The organism is Stenotrophomonas sp. FBCC-B152, from assembly GCF_059134105.1.
Window position 1 is genome coordinate 3068211 of the sequence record NZ_CP101442.1, and the last position, 14615, is coordinate 3082825.

Genomic DNA, 14615 nt, shown 5'->3' on the forward strand with positions numbered 1-14615 from the left:
CCGGCTACCCGCCCCTTGTGAATCAGTCAGTTGCCGTTGCGTCCTGGGTCAGCAGGGCCTGGATCAGGCCCGCGTGGCGGACCTTCTGGGACTCCCGGCGCAGGCGGCTGGCCGTGAAGATGGCGCACAGCTCGTCCACGGCGGTCTCGAACACCTCGTTGACGATGACGTAGTCGAAGTCGTTGAAGTGCAGCATTTCCTCGCGGGCGGCGGCCAGGCGCTGGGCGATCACCGCCTCGCTGTCCTGCCCGCGCTTGCGCATGCGGTCCTGCAGGGCCTGCTTCGACGGCGGCAGGATGAACACCGTGACCGTGCCGGGGACCAGCTGGCGCACCTGCTGGGCGCCCTGCCAGTCGATCTCCAGCAGCACGTCCTGGCCGGCCGACAGCTGCGGCTCGACCGACTGGCGGGCGGTGCCCTTCCAGTCGCCGTGCACCCAGGCATGTTCGAAGAAGTCGCCGGCGGCGATCATCCGCTCGAACTCGGCGGCGCTGACGAAGTGGTAGTGCTCGCCGTTCACCTCGCCCGGGCGCATGGCGCGGGAGGTGAACGAGATCGACAGGGCAATCTGCGGGTCGCGCGCAAGGGTGGCGTTGACGATGCTGCTTTTGCCGGCCCCGGACGGGGCGGCCACGATGTACAGCGTGCCGCGGGCCGGTTCCGGGCTCTGGAGGGGCTGGCTGCTCATTCGATGTTCTGCACCTGTTCGCGGATCTGGTCGATCAGCACCTTCAGCTCGACGGCGGCATTGGAGGTGCGGCTGTCCACCGACTTGGAGCCCAGCGTGTTGGCCTCGCGGTTGAACTCCTGCAGCAGGAAGTCCAGGCGGCGGCCGACCGGCTCGCGCTGCTTGAGCACGCGGCGGATTTCCACGATATGGCTGCGCAGGCGGTCCAGTTCCTCGTCCACGTCCAGCTTCTGCAGCCACAGCACCAGCTCCTGCTCGGCACGGCCGGGATCGACCGGATGCGGCAGGTCGGCCAGCCGGGCCGACAGCTTGGCGCGCTGGCCATCGCGGATCAGCGGAATCAGGGTGGTGACCTCGGCGGCGATGCGCTCCACGCCATCCACCCTCTCCTGGATCGCCGTGGCCAGCTTGTCGCCCTCACGCTCGCGCGCGGCAACGAACCCATCCAGGCTCTCGTCCAGCAGGGCCAGCGCTTCGGCCTGCAGCGCGGCGGCGTCGACCGCCTCGCCCTGCATCACGCCCGGCACCTGCAGCAGTTCGGTGAAGCTCACCTGCAGGCTGGGGAAGCCCGGCGCCAGCCGGCTGGCGAGTTCGCCGAGCTGGGCCAGCAGCGCATCGTTGACCACCAATGCCCCGGTGACCTCCGGCGCGCGCAGGCGCATGACCAGGTCGATCTTGCCGCGGCTGCAGCGGTTCGCGACACGCTCCCGCAGTTGCGGCTCAAGCGCACGCAGCTCCTCGGGCAGGCGCACGCCCACCTCCAGGAACCGGTGGTTGACCGAGCGCAGCTCACAGGCCAGCGTGCCCCAGGGCGTGGCGCGCTCGCCGCCGGCATAGGCGGTCATGCTTCGAATCATGCGGGTTTCCGGTGCTCTCAAAGTGCAAATGGTACCCTAGCGGTTCCTTTGGAGCCTCCTCGCCTGCCGGTCCCCGGTCCGGGCGCGGTCCCGCATCCCTCGTCTTACCGGAAGCCATCCATGTCCGATCCCCGTCCCAGCGGCCGCCAGGCCGACCAGTTGCGCGAAGTGCGCATCGAACGCGCCTTCACCCGCCATGCCGAAGGCTCGGTGCTGGTCAGCTTCGGTGAAACCCGCGTGCTGTGCACCGCCAGCGTGGAGAACCGCGTGCCGGGCTTCCTGCGCGGCAAGGGCGAAGGCTGGGTCACGGCCGAATACGGCATGCTGCCGCGCTCCACCCACACCCGCAACGACCGCGAAGCGGCGCGCGGCAAGCAGGGCGGCCGCACCCTGGAAATCCAGCGCCTGCTCGGCCGCACCCTGCGCGCCTGCATTGATCGGGGCGCGCTGGGCGAGCGCACCATCACCCTGGACTGCGACGTACTGCAGGCCGATGGCGGCACCCGCACCGCCGCCATCACCGGTGCCTACGTGGCGCTGGTGGACGCGGTGAACTTCCTGATCAAGCGCGGCGACATCAAGCGCAACCCGATCTTCGGCGCCGTTGCCGCGGTGTCGGTCGGCATCTACCGCGGCACCCCGGTGCTGGACCTGGACTACGCCGAAGACAGCGACTGCGACACCGACATGAACGTGGTGATGAACGACGGCGGCGGCTTCATCGAGCTGCAGGGCACCGCCGAAGGCCACGCGTTCCGCCGCGATGAGCTGGACGCGCTGCTGGCCCTGGCCGAAAAGGGCATCACCGACCTGTTCGCGGCCCAGCAGGCCGCGCTGGCGCAGCCGTGAGCCGGCGCCTCGCCCTGGTCACCCTCGTGGTGGCCGATTACGACGAGGCGATCGCCTGGTACACGGGCAAGCTCGGCTTCCACCTGATCGACGATATCGACCAGGGCAGCAAGCGCTGGGTGGTGGTCGGCCCGACCGATGGCAGCGCCGCGGCGCTGCTGCTGGCCCGCGCCAGTAACGAAGAGCAGCAGAGCCGGGTCGGCAACCAGACCGGTGGCCGGGTCGGCTTCTTCCTCAACACCGACGATTTCCACCGCGACCATGCCGCGATGACCGCGCGCGGCGTGGAATTCCTTGAAGCCCCGCGCGAAGAGCCCTATGCGACCGTCGCGGTGTTCCGCGACCTGTACGGCAACACGTGGGACCTGCTGGAGCCCAAGCAATGAAACTGGTACTGGCCAGCGGCAACGCCGGCAAGCTGAAGGAACTGCAGGCCATGCTGGCCGGCCTGCCACTGGAGATCGTGGCGCAGGGCGCGCTGGGCGTGAGCGATGTGCCGGAAACCGGCCTGACCTTCGTCGAGAACGCACTGATCAAGGCGCGGCATGCCTGCGCCAGCACCGGCCTGCCGGCGCTGGCCGACGACTCGGGCCTGATCGTGGATGCGCTGGACGGCGCACCGGGCCTGTACAGCGCGCGCTATGCCGGCAGCCCGACCGATGACGCGGCCAACAACGCCAAGCTGCTCCATGACATGCGCGACGTGCCGGCCGAGCGCCGCACCGCGCGCTTCTACGCGGTGATCGTGCTGCTGCGCCACGCCAACGACCCGCAGCCGCTGATCTGCGAAGGCAGCTGGGAAGGCGAGATCCTGGACGAACTGCGCGGCAGCCATGGCTTCGGCTACAACCCGCTGTTCCTGGACACGGTGCTGGGCCAGACCGCCGCGGAAATGGCGCCGGACGTGAAGAATGCGATGAGCCATCGCGGCAAGGCATTGCAGGTGTTGAAGCAGAAGCTGTCGGCGTTGATCTGAATCGACTGTTGATGATTTCCCGAGGGCCGGCCAACGGCCGGCGCTACCGATGAGCACGATGTCCGACCACGATTGCCACCACCTTCCCGGCGAACGCTGCGACCACGACCACGCGGTGTCGCTGGTGCCGCCGCCGCTGTCGCTCTACGTGCACCTGCCGTGGTGCGTGCGCAAGTGCCCGTACTGCGATTTCAACTCGCACCAGGCCAAGGGCGAGCTGCCGTTCGAGGCCTATATCGATGCGCTGGTCCGCGACCTCGACCAGGACCTGCCGCTGGTCTGGGGCCGGGTGGTGAACAGCGTGTTCTTCGGTGGCGGCACGCCCAGCCTGTTCCCGCCGGAGGCGATCGACCGCTTCCTGCAGGCCGCCTCGGCACGGCTGCGCTTCGCCCCGAACCTGGAGGTGACCCTGGAAACCAACCCGGGCACGGCCGAGCACGGCCGCTTCGACCGCTACCGCGCGGCCGGGGTGAACCGGATCAGCTTCGGCATCCAGACCTTCAACGATGAGGCGCTGCAGCGGCTGGGCCGCATCCACGACAGCGGCGAAGCCGAGCGCGCGGTGAAGCTGGCCCAGGATGCCGGCTACGACAACTTCAACATCGACCTGATGTACGCGCTGCCGCAGCAGACCCTGGCCCAGGCCGAGCACGACCTGGATCGCGCGTTCGCGCTGCAGCCCACCCACCTGTCGCACTACCAGCTCACCCTGGAGCCGAACACCGTGTTCTTCGCGCGGCCGCCGCAGGGCATTCCCGACGATGATTCGGCCTGGGACATGCAGGAACACTGCCAGCGCCTGCTGGCCGAGGCCGGCTATGCCCAGTACGAGGTGAGCGCCTACGCGCGGCCCGGGCGGCAGAGCCAGCACAACCTGAACTACTGGCGCTTCGGCGATTACCTGGGCATCGGTGCCGGCGCCCACGGCAAGATCAGCTCCGGCGCCGAACAGCACGTGCTGCGCCGCTGGAAGCACAAGCACCCGCAGACGTTCATGGACACCGCCGGCACGGCCGCGTCGATCGGCGGCGACGAGGTGATCGGCGCCGACCGCCTGCCCTTCGAATACATGCTCAACCTGCTGCGCCTGCACGAGGGCTTCCGGTTCAAGGACTTCGAGTCGCGCACCGGGCTGGACCGGGCGACGATCGCCGCGCCGCTGCAGACCGCCCTCGCCAACGGCTGGATGACCGTGCAGGGCGACCACGTGCAGCCGACCGAGCTGGGCCGGCGCTTCACCAACGACGTGGTGGAGCTGTTCCTGGGCTGAGGGTGTCGGGAGATCCCTTCTGGCGGGGACCCCGGGAAAACGTTAGATTCTGTGCTCTCAGGGGAGCCGGAACCTACAACGGATGTCTGCGTCCGCACCTTCATCGCCACCCGATCTGACCCGGTTCGCCAGCGTCAATGCGCCGCCGCGCGTGCGCCGCCTGCTGGCGGTGCTGCATGCACTGGCCGTGCAGACCCTGAGCACCCCGCTCAAGCTGACCATCGTGGAGCTGGAGCGCGAGCTGTTCCGCGATGCCGAGCGCGCGCGCAACAGCCAGATCCAGGCCGACATCTACGCCCAGGCCCGGCGCCTGCACGACATCAATGCGCAGTTCGCGCCGCGCTTCCTGGACGCGCTGGCCACGGCCCTGGCCAACCTGCGCGAACCGCGGGTGCGGCACGTACCGGCCCCCAGCGCGCCGGTGACGGCCACCACGCTGACCCTGGTGACCGACACCGATATCGACCGCGACATCGTGCTGGCCGACATCACCCGCCGCGAGGCGCAGCGCTCGGCCAGTGCGCTGCAACTGCTGGGGCAGCGCTTCGGCGTGCTTGCCGCCGGCCCGGCGTTCGACGCCGAGGACCTGCCGTTCGGGCCCTACGTGCTGTGCCGGATCACCCGTGAGCTGGGCGAGGAATTCGCGCTGGGCCTGGAAACCCAGCTGGCGCTGTTCCGCGTGTTCGACCGCCAGCTGCTGGAACGCCTGGGCGAGCTGCTGGAACGCGCCAACGTACTGCTGACCCATGAGGGCGTGCTGCCCGGCCTGGTCTACACCCCGTACCTGGCGCGTTCGGCCACCACCCGGCGGATCGTCACCGGGTCCGAGCGCGGCACCGGCACGGCGCCCGCGCGCGAACCCGGCGGTACGGCCGGGCGCCCGCTCACCGGCTGGAGCGGTTCTGCCAGCAGCGGCAACTGGGCGGCGATGACCAGCGAAGCGATCGGCCAGATGGCGCCGCCGGCGCCGGCCGCTGGCCAGCCGGCCGCCGCCGCTGCAGCAGCAGCGCCCGCCGATGCCGCTCCGGTCGACATGAACGCCCCGGCGTTGTCGGCCCTGCACCACCTGCTGGACGCCGCCCGCCATACCCAGGGCCCGGCAGGCCTCGGCCACGGCATTCCAGTGGCGCCGGGCCAGCCGGGCACCACTGCCGGCGCTGGCGCTGCGGCTCCTGCTGCGGGTGCTGATGGTGGACAGGGTGCTGCCGGGGCGTCGCCCCAGGCAGAGGCTGCGGGAGCAGGCGAGCGGCCGGAACCGGTCGCGATCTCCAGCGGCAACCTGCACGCCACGCTGGCCAAGCTGCAGGCGCAGTCGGCCGGCGTGCGCCGCACCATGGCCGACCTGCACAACGCCCTGCTCGCCCAGATGCGCGCCGACCACGGCCCGCAGGCCGCGCTGACGGTCAAGGACACCGACACCTTCGACCTGCTGGACATGCTGTACGGGCAGATCCACCGCGAGGTCCGCCCCGACGCGGCCGCCGTGGACCTGCTCACCCGCCTGCAGGTGCCGGTGGCGCGCGCGGCGCTGTCCGACCCGGCGTTCTTCGTGCGCGACCAGCACCCGGCCCGCGAGCTGCTCAACGCGGTGGCCGAAGCCGGCGCCAACTGGCTGGGCGAGGAGGATGTCGACCCGCAGCTGGTGCAGAAGCTGGACCGTGCCGTCGACAAGGTGGTCACCGACTACGAGGGCGATGCGGCGGTCTTCGAAGCGGCCAACGACGAGATCCAGCAGCATTTCCGCGCGCTGGCGCACAAGGCCGAGCTGGCCGAGCGCCGCCACGTGGAAGCGGCGCGCGGCAAGGAACGCCTGGAATCAGCCAAGCAGCAGGCCGGCGCCAGCATCGAACAGCTGTGCGCGCAGGCCGCGCCGCCACGGTTCGTGCAGGCCCTGCTCAAGCAGGCCTGGTCGGACGTACTGACCCTGACCCTGCTGCGCAGCGGCGAAGGCTCCGAACAATGGCAGGCGCGCGAGCAGGAAACCGCACGCATCGCCGAGGTCACCTGCCAGCCGCCCGGCAGCGCCGAGAGTGATACCCAGCTCGGCGAGCAGGTCGAAGCGGCGCTGCTGCAGGTGGGCTACCACCAGGACGAAGCGGCGGCGATCGCGCGCCGGCTGTCCACCCCGGGCGGCGAAGACGACAGCAGCTCGCGCACCGAACTGACCGCGCGCATCCGTGCGCGCACCCGGCTGGGCGAGCAGGCCGAAGGCAGCGAAGCACGGCGCGAGGCGCCCTTGGCGCGCAGCCCGGCCGAGGAAGACTGGTACCGCCAGCTGCGCACCCTGCCGTTCGGCACGTGGTTCGAATTCACCACCAACCAGCAGGGCGACATGCGCCGCCAGCGGCTGTCCTGGTACAGCCTGATCACCGACAACGCGCTGTTCGTCAATCCGCGCGGGCAGAAGGTGGCCGAGCATTCGCTGGACAGCCTGGCGCGGCTGATGGCGCACGGCCAGGCGCGCCTGGTCAGCGAAGGCAAGAGCCGCCTGATCGATCGTGCCTGGCAGGCCACCCTGCGCACCCTGCGTTCGCTGGCCGGCACCCCGGCCGCTGCGGAGACCGAGCAATGAACGACGACACCCGCCGTGCACCCCGCCGCGAGGTGGCCGACCAGGTGCCGGTGACCGACATGATGGCCGAGGCGGTGATCGGCCGGCTGGGCAATGTGTCTGAAACCGGCATGCTGATGATCTGTTCGGTGCCGATGACGCCGGAGGCGCTGTATCAGTTCCGCTTCGCCATCCAGGGTCCCCAGGGCCAACCGGTGCAGGTGGACGTGGGCGCGCACCTGTTGTGGAACGAGCACAGCAATGCGCCGGGCCAGTCGTGGGCGGGCTTCCGCTTCCTGACCCTGAGCCGCGAGCACCGCGAACAGCTGCGCGCCTGGATCGCCGAGGAATCTTCGGCGGTGTGAGTGCCGGTTCCGGCACAGCGCGCACGGGCTGATTGCGGCAGAATCAGGGGCTGCATTCCGCACTGCCCTGTGAGCCTCCGCGATGAACCAGCCCGACCTCGCCGCCCTGTATTCCCATCATGTCCGCGTGCTGTGCCAACGCGCCGACGAGGCGCTGGCGCGCGGCGGCTTCGACCACCTGGTGATTCCCAGCGGCACGCTGCACTACCAGGCGTTCGACGACCGCGATTACCCGTATGCGGTGAACCCGAACTTCAAGGCCTGGCTGCCGCTGACCAAGGTGCCCAACAGCTGGGTGGTGTACACGCCGGGCCAGCGCCCGAAGGTGATCTTCCACCAGCCGTTCGATTACTGGCACGTGGTGCCGGATGCGCCGAACGGCTGGTGGGTGGACCATTTCGACATCGAGATCATCCGCACGCCGGACGAGGCGCTGGCGCTGCTGCCGCGCGATGCGGCGCGCTGCGCGATCCTGGGCGAGCCGCAGAGCGCGCTGGGCGCATTCGCGCCGAACAATCCCGAGCCGGTCATCCACTACCTGGACTGGCACCGGGCGTACAAGACGGCGTATGAAATCGCGCTGATGCGCCAGGCCCAGCAGCTGGGCGTGCGCGGCCACCGCGCGGCGGAGGCTGCGTTCCGCGCCGGTGCGAGCGAGTTCGAGATCCACATGGCCTACTGCCGCGCGGTCGGCCAGGATGCCAATGAACTGCCCTACGGCAACATCATCGGGCTGAACGAACACGCTGCGGTGCTGCATTACACCGACCTGGGCCGCAGCGCGCCGCAGCCGCTGCGCAGCTTCCTGATCGACGCCGGCGCGAGCGCGTACGGCTATGCCAGCGATATCACGCGCACGTATGCGGCCGCGGGCCACGACGAGTTCCAGGCGATGATCGATGCAGTAGACGCGGCCCAGCAGATGATGGGTGCCGGCGTGCGCGCGGGCGTGGACTACAAGCAGCTGCACATCGATGCGCATCTATCGCTGATGAGCATCCTGAACGACTTCGGCGTGCTGAAGGTCTCGCCGGAAGCGGCGCTGGCCACCGGCGTCAGCGCGGCCTTCTTCCCGCACGGGCTGGGCCACCTGATCGGCCTGCAGGTCCACGACGTGGCCGGCTTCGCTGCCAGCGACCGCGGCGGCCGCGTGGAGCGCCCGCAGGGCCACCCGTACCTGCGCCTGACCCGCGCACTGGAACCGGGCATGGTGGTCACCATCGAACCGGGCGTGTACTTCATCGACATGCTGCTGGACGAAGTGAAGCAGCGCGGCCAGGGCGACAGCATCGACTGGGCCCGCGTGGACTTCTTCCGGCCTTATGGTGGCATCCGCATTGAAGATGAAGTGCTGTGCACCGACGGCGATGCGGACAACCTGACCCGGCCGGAGTTTGCGAAGGCGTAACGTTGATCGACGCCTTCCCATGCATCCGGGCAGTTGCCCGGCTGCTTCATGTATTTATGCGAACAGCCGGTGGTTCCTGCATGGTCTGAGCTGGGCCGGCGGGTGCGGGGGTACGGGGGGCGCCGTGAACCCATCCTTGGGGGCTCTTGCGAAACATCCATGTTTCGCAAAGCCCCCGTACCCCCGCCCCCGCCGACCCTCGACGGTGTGTTGGTGGCCATGGAAGATCAACGGCGGTGCCGATCATTTTCATGCGTTGCCGGACGCGGTGGCGTTCCGTGCCGTCGTTCGGGAACCGACGCTACCGTGCCAGGTTCGTTCGACGTACCGGCCGCGTAACCGGCCCCCAGCCCAATCGCGTAACCGCCGCGTAACCGGCCTAAACCCCATTCGCGCACCCGCCGCGTAGAGCCACGCCCTGCGTGGCTGCGCTTCGTTTCCGCACGCTGCCACCTGTCGGGGCTGCCCGTCGGCTTCCCCAGCTCGGAAAAACTGAAACGCTGCTCTTCGCTTTGACTCAGCGAACAGCGTTCATTTCCTGCTCGATCTCATCAGCACTTCGCGCCAGACCAGCCGTCAGCACGTGATGCCCGCTGTCGGTGATCACCACGTCATCTTCGGTACGAATGCCGATGCCGCGCCAGCGCGCTTCCACGCTGCGGTCGTCGGCGCTGATGTACAGGCCCGGTTCGATGGTGAACACCATGCCCGGTTCCAGCAGCCGCGAATCGCCCGCCAGGCGGTAGTCGCCCACGTCGTGCACGTCCAGGCCCAGCCAATGGCCGGTCTTGTGCCGGTAGAAACGCTGGTAGTGGCCGTCGGCGATGTTCTCTTCCAGCGTGCCGGTGAGCAGGCCCAGCCGCAGCAACCCTTCGGTGAGCGTCTGCACCGCCGCCAGGTGGCCGGCCTCGTAGGGCACGCCCGGCCTGGCCTGCGCCAGTGCCGCCGCCTGCGCCGCACCGACCAGGTCGTGCAGCGCGCGCTGTTCGGCCGTGAAGCGACCATTTACGGGGAACGTGCGCGTGATGTCACTGGCGTAGCCGCGGTACTCGGCACCGGCATCGATGAGCACCAGCTCGCCATCGCGGCTGCGCGCGTTGTTGGCGCGGTAATGCAGGATGCAGCCGTTGGCGCCGGTACCCACGATGCTGCCGTAGGCCGCCCACGCATCGTTGGCGCGGAACTCGCGCTCCAGGTCCGCCTGCAGCTCGTATTCGTGGATGCCCGGCCGCGCCACGCGCATCGCCACCCGGTGCGCCTGCACCGTGATGTCGGCCGCGCGTTGCATCAAGGCGATTTCCGCGCTCGACTTGAACAGGCGCTGCTCGTGCAGCAGGTGGCCCAGTTCCAGGAATTCATGCGGCGGCTGCGCGCCATGGCGCACCTGCGAACGCACCCGGTTGACCCAGCCGATCAGCTTCAGGTCGAACTCGGCGTCGCGCCCGAAGTGGTAGTACACCCGCGACCGCCCTTCCAGCAGGCCCGGCAGGATGTCGTCCAGATCGTCGATCGGGTACGCATCGTCCATGCCGTACTGCGCCACTGCGCCCTCCTGGCCGGCACGCGCGCCGTCCCAGGCTTCGCGGTCGGCGTCGCGCTCGCGGCAGAACAGGATCACCTCGCCGTGGCGGCGGCCGGGAATCAGCACCAGCACCGCATCCGGCTCCGGGAAGCCGCTCAGGTACCAGAAGTCCGAATCCTGCCGGAACGGATAGTGCGTATCCAGGCTGCGCACCCGCTCGGATGCGGCCGGCAGCACCAGGATGGCGTCATCGCCGGCCATTTCCATCAGCGCCTGGCGGCGCCCCGCGTATTCGGCCGCGGTGATGCCGGTCAACTCGCGGATATCCATCTCAGTTCAGGCGCTGCCGGTGGCGCGCGGCCATCACGCAGTCGCCGTGCAGGATCAGCACCGCCACGCGGATGAACTCTTCGATTTCGGCGAGCGCGTCCTCGTCGTCATCGTTGCCGCTTTCAAAATCCTCGCTCGAGGCCTGGGCCAGCTTGGCCAGGTCATTGAGCGCCTCTTCGCCTTCCTCGGACAGCGCGGGACGCTGCTGGCCCGCGCCCAGGCCGAAACCGCCCAGGAACGAACGCGCCCAGGTGAACAGCGCATCGGCCTGCGCGGCGGTGTCATCGCTGTCGCTGAGCAGCAGCTCGAAGGCGAAATCGCGGTCTTCCAGCTGCGCCACGCTGGCGCCCAGCAGCCGGTCCAGCGCATCGCCTTCGGCCGGGACCGGCAGGTTGTCGTCGGCCAGCACCCGCGCCGGCCATTCGCGCACCGGCGCGCCGCCGGCAGACAGCCAGCCGCACAGGCCCCCGTGGAGCTCCGCGGCAGTAGCGCCCAGGCCCGCCGCCTGGCTGGCCTGGTTTACGTCGTTGACACTCGGAAGTTCGGTCATCTTGGGGCTCGATCTGGTGGGTCGGCGGCGCTGCCGGCAACCCTGGGTTGGCAGCGCCACAGTGTATCAATCCGCCCCCCGTCATTATTAGCTTGACCGCCTCCACCCCCCTTGCCTATCGTGCCGGACATGGAACCCGCCGAAGCCATCGCCCAATTGCAGGCCTTTGCCGCCCGGGTGGAGGCGTTGCTGGACCGCAACCAGCGGTTGGCCGAGGAGAACCGCAGCCTGCGCCACCAGCAGGAACAGCTGGTCAACGAGCGCTCGCAGCTGCTGGCCAAGAACGAGCAGGCCCGCTCACGGGTGGAAGCGATGATCACCCGGCTCAAATCGCTGGAGCAGCACACATGAGCCAGACCGAACCGGTCAGTGTCCGCATCCTGGACCGCGAATACACCGTGGGCGTGGGCGCCGAAGAGCGTGAAAGCCTCACCGCCGCCGCGCGCCTGCTCGATGCCAAGATGCGCGAGATCCGCGGCAGCAACCGCATGGCGGCCGTGGACCGGGTGGCGGTGCTGGCCGCGCTGAACCTGGCGCACGAGCTACAGCAGCTGCGCGACGACCACGCCCGCCAGGGCGTCGCCCTGCAACAGACGCTGGCCGATCTGAACAGGCGCCTGGACAGGGCCCTGGACGCGGGCTGAGTGCACGCGTTTTTCATTGTTCTGAATTGGCACGTAATCGAACCGACGAACGGGGTATCCGATCCGGTGCGGTTGGCTATAATGGCGACGCGTTCTCTGCTGTGAACGACGGCGTGTGCAAACATTCGCCTTGTCCCTTAATTACGACCACGGGTGCGCGACGTCGCCGGGAGTGCAGGTCCGCCTTGTAGCGGGAAGCCCAATGGAGGCCCAGCGTACCCACTTGAACCCCGGGTTCAAGGTCGTTTCGCACGCATCGTCACCGCGGAGAATGCAGTATTCCTGCAAGAGCGACGTTCCACTGGAACGTCGCTCTTGTTTTATCCGGCCCCAACGGACCCAGGCATGACCGACCCGCGCTCCGCACTGCGCCAGCAGCTGCGCCAACGCCGCCGAGACATTCCCGCCGCGCAGCGCCTGTCCGCCGCCGAACTGCTTGCCGATGCCCTGCTTGCATTGCCCTTCGCGCCCACCCACGGCTTCGTGGCCGGGTACTGGGCACTGGATGGCGAAATCGCGCTGCACCGCTGGCAGATGCGCCTGCCCGACACCGCTACCTACTGCCTGCCCGTGCTGGCCGGCGACACGCTGCGCTTCGCGCCGTGGCGCCCGGGCCAGCCGCTGACCAGCAACCGCTTCGGCATTCCCGAACCCGACATCGCCGTGGACGACACCCTGGCGCCCGAACAGATGGCCCTGGTGGTGGCCCCACTGGTGGGCTTCGACGCGCAGTGCCGGCGGCTGGGCATGGGGGGCGGCTGGTATGATCGCAGCTTCGCATTCCGCAGCCAGCGCCCGGCCCCGCCGTGGCTGGCCGGCGTCGGTTTTTCGGTGCAGCAGGTCGATGACCTGCCCGTGCAGCCGTGGGACGTCGGCGTGGATGCGATCTGCACCGACACCACCACGTACCTTCCCCGATAGAACGACGCATGACCGCACGCAAGCGCTACTGGCTGATGAAGTCCGAACCGGACGCCTTTTCCATCGATGACCTCAAGCGCGTGGGCCAGGAACCCTGGAACGGCGTGCGCAACTACCAGGCGCGCAACTTCATGCGCGATGGCATGAAGGTCGGCGACGGCATCCTGTTCTACCACTCCAACAGCAAGGTGCCGGGCATCGTGGGGACCGCCACGGTCGCCACCGAGGCGTACCCGGACGACACCCAGTTCGATCCGAAATCGGACTATTACGATCCCAAGGCCACCCGCGAAACGCCACGCTGGCTGCTGGTGGACGTGGCCTTCGAGCGCAAGCTGCGCGACACCATTTCGCTGGACGAGATCAAGCTGCATGCCGATGCGCTGGGCGAAGGGTTCCCCCTGATCGCGCGCGGCAACCGGTTGTCGATCCTGCCGGTGACCGCCGCGCAGTGGAAGCTGCTGCTGTCGCTCGAAAAAAAACACTGACCTTTTCCTTCACGAGTTTCCCGCCATGTCCGAAGCCAAACGCCTCGCCGCAGAAAAAGCCCTGGAATACGTCGAAGACGGCATGATCGTCGGGGTCGGCACCGGCTCCACCGTTGCCTACTTCATCGACGGCCTGGCCCGCATCCAGCACCGCATCAAGGGCACCGTGTCCAGCTCCGAGCAGAGCACCGCGCGCCTGAAGCAGCACGGCATCGACGTGCTGGAACTCAACCACACCGGCGGGCTGTCGCTGTACGTGGACGGCGCCGACGAATGCGACGGCAACAAGTGCCTGATCAAGGGCGGCGGCGCCGCGCTGACCCGCGAGAAGATCATCGCCGAGGCCAGCGAGCGCTTCGTGTGCATCATCGACCCGAGCAAGCAGGTGCCGGTGCTGGGCAAGTTCCCGCTGCCGGTGGAAGTGATCCCGATGGCACGCAGCCTGATCGCGCGCCGCATCATGGACATGACCGGCGGCCAGCCGGCCTGGCGAGAAGGCGTGGTGACCGACAACGGCAACCAGATCCTGGACATCCACCACCTGCAGATCACCGACCCGGTGGCGCTGGAGCGCGAGCTCAACCAGCTGCCCGGCGTGGTCGCGGTGGGCCTGTTCGCACGCCGCCCGGCCGATGTGGTGATTGTTGGCGGTGAACCGCCGATGGTGTTCTGATATCCCCCGCCGGCACGCCCGTGCCGGCTCTCCTGCGAGGACCGCCCATGCCCTTCATGCGCCTGCTGCTGACGCTGCTGTTGCTGCTCACCTTGTCCGGCTGTGCCAGCGCCGGTGCCAGCCATTGGGTGGAACTGGGCGGGGCCCGCTACCAGGTGGAACTGGCCACCAACGATGAAAGCCGCGCGCGCGGGCTGATGTTCCGCGACGAGATGGCGGCCGACCACGGCATGCTGTTCCTGCACGACCGCCAGGAGCTGCAGGCGTACTGGATGAAGAACACCAAGATCGCCCTGGACATCCTGTATTTCGATGACCAGCGGCGCCTGGTCAGCCAGCAGCGCGATGTGCCGCCGTGCTCGGCCGGCGACCGCTGCCCGCCCTACCCCAGCAGCGGCCCGGCCCGCTACGTGCTGGAGCTCAACGCCGGCCAGGCCGAGAAGCTGGGCCTGCAGGATGGCGCGGTGCTGACCTTCGGCCCGGGCATCGCCGACAGGCCCTGAACGGCGCGGACGGGCCGCCC

The 14615-nt window shown here is 68.8% G+C and carries 17 protein-coding genes and 1 other RNA gene; 14 read left to right on the forward strand and 4 right to left on the reverse strand.

The genetic code is table 11. The features are described from left to right. Positions 1 to 22 precede the first annotated feature (22 nt). Both gmk and NMB40_RS14130 read right to left on the reverse strand, forming a co-directional pair. Entirely contained in the window at positions 23 to 688 is a 666-nt protein-coding gene (gmk, locus tag NMB40_RS14125) for a guanylate kinase (RefSeq protein ID WP_282247466.1), read from the reverse strand. Then, complete coding sequence (locus NMB40_RS14130; protein WP_184127156.1) at positions 685 to 1545, reverse strand: YicC/YloC family endoribonuclease; 861 nt, start codon at positions 1543 to 1545, stop codon at positions 685 to 687. Before NMB40_RS14130 ends, gmk begins: the two co-directional genes overlap by 4 nt. 120 nt (positions 1546 to 1665) lie before the next feature. On the opposite strand from NMB40_RS14130, the gene rph reads away from it, so the two are divergent. From rph to pepQ, 7 genes are all read left to right on the forward strand, one after another. Next, complete coding sequence (rph, locus tag NMB40_RS14135) at positions 1666 to 2394, forward strand: ribonuclease PH (RefSeq protein WP_494358819.1); 729 nt, start codon at positions 1666 to 1668, stop codon at positions 2392 to 2394. Continuing rightward, the gene (locus NMB40_RS14140; protein WP_282247464.1) at positions 2391 to 2780 is read left to right on the forward strand and encodes a VOC family protein; all 390 of its coding nucleotides are present in this window, start codon (positions 2391 to 2393) and stop codon (positions 2778 to 2780) included. The genes rph and NMB40_RS14140 overlap by 4 nt, the downstream gene beginning before the upstream one ends. Next, positions 2777 to 3370, forward strand: coding sequence for an RdgB/HAM1 family non-canonical purine NTP pyrophosphatase (rdgB, locus tag NMB40_RS14145; RefSeq protein WP_494358820.1), 594 nt, complete (start codon positions 2777 to 2779; stop codon positions 3368 to 3370). Before NMB40_RS14140 ends, rdgB begins: the two co-directional genes overlap by 4 nt. A gap of 58 nt (positions 3371 to 3428) precedes the next feature. Next, positions 3429 to 4640: a radical SAM family heme chaperone HemW gene (gene hemW / locus NMB40_RS14150; protein ID WP_494361082.1), complete on the forward strand. Its 1212-nt coding sequence runs from the start codon at positions 3429 to 3431 to the stop codon at positions 4638 to 4640. Positions 4641 to 4722: 82 nt separating this feature from the next. After that, positions 4723 to 7212: a DUF1631 domain-containing protein gene (locus tag NMB40_RS14155; RefSeq protein ID WP_494358821.1), complete on the forward strand. Its 2490-nt coding sequence runs from the start codon at positions 4723 to 4725 to the stop codon at positions 7210 to 7212. After that, the gene (locus NMB40_RS14160; protein WP_282247461.1) at positions 7209 to 7556 is read left to right on the forward strand and encodes a PilZ domain-containing protein; all 348 of its coding nucleotides are present in this window, start codon (positions 7209 to 7211) and stop codon (positions 7554 to 7556) included. Before NMB40_RS14155 ends, NMB40_RS14160 begins: the two co-directional genes overlap by 4 nt. 82 nt (positions 7557 to 7638) lie before the next feature. After that, positions 7639 to 8964, forward strand: a complete 1326-nt coding sequence (gene pepQ, locus NMB40_RS14165) for a Xaa-Pro dipeptidase (RefSeq protein WP_494358822.1) — start codon at positions 7639 to 7641, stop codon at positions 8962 to 8964. Between the two features lie 517 nt (positions 8965 to 9481). Here the strand turns inward: pepQ and NMB40_RS14170 are convergent. Together NMB40_RS14170 and NMB40_RS14175 are read right to left on the reverse strand one after the other, a co-directional pair. Further along, a complete protein-coding gene (locus NMB40_RS14170; RefSeq protein WP_494361083.1) occupies positions 9482 to 10810 on the reverse strand; it encodes an aminopeptidase P N-terminal domain-containing protein in 1329 nt (442 codons plus the stop codon). Positions 10811 to 10817: 7 nt separating this feature from the next. After that, positions 10818 to 11366: a UPF0149 family protein gene (locus tag NMB40_RS14175; protein WP_494358823.1), complete on the reverse strand. Its 549-nt coding sequence runs from the start codon at positions 11364 to 11366 to the stop codon at positions 10818 to 10820. Positions 11367 to 11495: 129 nt separating this feature from the next. Here NMB40_RS14175 and NMB40_RS14180 point away from each other — a divergent pair, with 129 nt between their 5' ends. The 7 genes from NMB40_RS14180 (at position 11496) to NMB40_RS14210 (ending at position 14595) form a co-directional block, all read left to right on the forward strand. Then, entirely contained in the window at positions 11496 to 11717 is a 222-nt protein-coding gene (locus tag NMB40_RS14180) for a TIGR02449 family protein (protein WP_282247322.1), read from the forward strand. Beyond that, positions 11714 to 12010, forward strand: coding sequence for a cell division protein ZapA (locus tag NMB40_RS14185; protein ID WP_068853895.1), 297 nt, complete (start codon positions 11714 to 11716; stop codon positions 12008 to 12010). Before NMB40_RS14180 ends, NMB40_RS14185 begins: the two co-directional genes overlap by 4 nt. A 90-nt stretch (positions 12011 to 12100) precedes the next feature. After that, positions 12101 to 12285: non-coding RNA, 6S RNA (gene ssrS, locus NMB40_RS14190), on the forward strand. 70 nt (positions 12286 to 12355) lie between these two features. Further along, on the forward strand, positions 12356 to 12931 hold the full coding sequence (locus NMB40_RS14195) for a 5-formyltetrahydrofolate cyclo-ligase (RefSeq protein WP_494358824.1): 576 nt from the start codon (positions 12356 to 12358) through the stop codon (positions 12929 to 12931). Positions 12932 to 12939: 8 nt separating this feature from the next. Next, positions 12940 to 13419: an EVE domain-containing protein gene (locus tag NMB40_RS14200; RefSeq protein ID WP_494358825.1), complete on the forward strand. Its 480-nt coding sequence runs from the start codon at positions 12940 to 12942 to the stop codon at positions 13417 to 13419. Positions 13420 to 13444: 25 nt separating this feature from the next. Next, on the forward strand, positions 13445 to 14092 hold the full coding sequence (rpiA, locus tag NMB40_RS14205) for a ribose-5-phosphate isomerase RpiA (RefSeq protein ID WP_494358826.1): 648 nt from the start codon (positions 13445 to 13447) through the stop codon (positions 14090 to 14092). A gap of 56 nt (positions 14093 to 14148) precedes the next feature. Further along, complete coding sequence (locus NMB40_RS14210) at positions 14149 to 14595, forward strand: DUF192 domain-containing protein (protein ID WP_448144012.1); 447 nt, start codon at positions 14149 to 14151, stop codon at positions 14593 to 14595. The last annotated feature ends 20 nt before the right edge of the window (positions 14596 to 14615 follow it).

Bases quoted from the DNA above. Each gene is read 5' to 3' on its own strand.
- NMB40_RS14200 (WP_494358825.1), top strand. From the start codon at position 12,940: ATGACCGCACGCAAGCGCTACTGGCTGATGAAGTCCGAACCGGACGCC.
- gmk (WP_282247466.1), bottom strand. From the start codon at position 688: ATGAGCAGCCAGCCCCTCCAGAGCCCGGAACCGGCCCGCGGCACGCTG.
- NMB40_RS14195 (WP_494358824.1), top strand. From the start codon at position 12,356: ATGACCGACCCGCGCTCCGCACTGCGCCAGCAGCTGCGCCAACGCCGC.
- rdgB (WP_494358820.1), top strand. From the start codon at position 2,777: ATGAAACTGGTACTGGCCAGCGGCAACGCCGGCAAGCTGAAGGAACTG.
- NMB40_RS14130 (WP_184127156.1), bottom strand. From the start codon at position 1,545: ATGATTCGAAGCATGACCGCCTATGCCGGCGGCGAGCGCGCCACGCCC.
- rph (WP_494358819.1), top strand. From the start codon at position 1,666: ATGTCCGATCCCCGTCCCAGCGGCCGCCAGGCCGACCAGTTGCGCGAA.
- NMB40_RS14155 (WP_494358821.1), top strand. From the start codon at position 4,723: ATGTCTGCGTCCGCACCTTCATCGCCACCCGATCTGACCCGGTTCGCC.
- pepQ (WP_494358822.1), top strand. From the start codon at position 7,639: ATGAACCAGCCCGACCTCGCCGCCCTGTATTCCCATCATGTCCGCGTG.
- NMB40_RS14180 (WP_282247322.1), top strand. From the start codon at position 11,496: ATGGAACCCGCCGAAGCCATCGCCCAATTGCAGGCCTTTGCCGCCCGG.
- hemW (WP_494361082.1), top strand. From the start codon at position 3,429: ATGTCCGACCACGATTGCCACCACCTTCCCGGCGAACGCTGCGACCAC.
- NMB40_RS14175 (WP_494358823.1), bottom strand. From the start codon at position 11,366: ATGACCGAACTTCCGAGTGTCAACGACGTAAACCAGGCCAGCCAGGCG.
- NMB40_RS14160 (WP_282247461.1), top strand. From the start codon at position 7,209: ATGAACGACGACACCCGCCGTGCACCCCGCCGCGAGGTGGCCGACCAG.
- NMB40_RS14210 (WP_448144012.1), top strand. From the start codon at position 14,149: ATGCGCCTGCTGCTGACGCTGCTGTTGCTGCTCACCTTGTCCGGCTGT.
- NMB40_RS14185 (WP_068853895.1), top strand. From the start codon at position 11,714: ATGAGCCAGACCGAACCGGTCAGTGTCCGCATCCTGGACCGCGAATAC.
- rpiA (WP_494358826.1), top strand. From the start codon at position 13,445: ATGTCCGAAGCCAAACGCCTCGCCGCAGAAAAAGCCCTGGAATACGTC.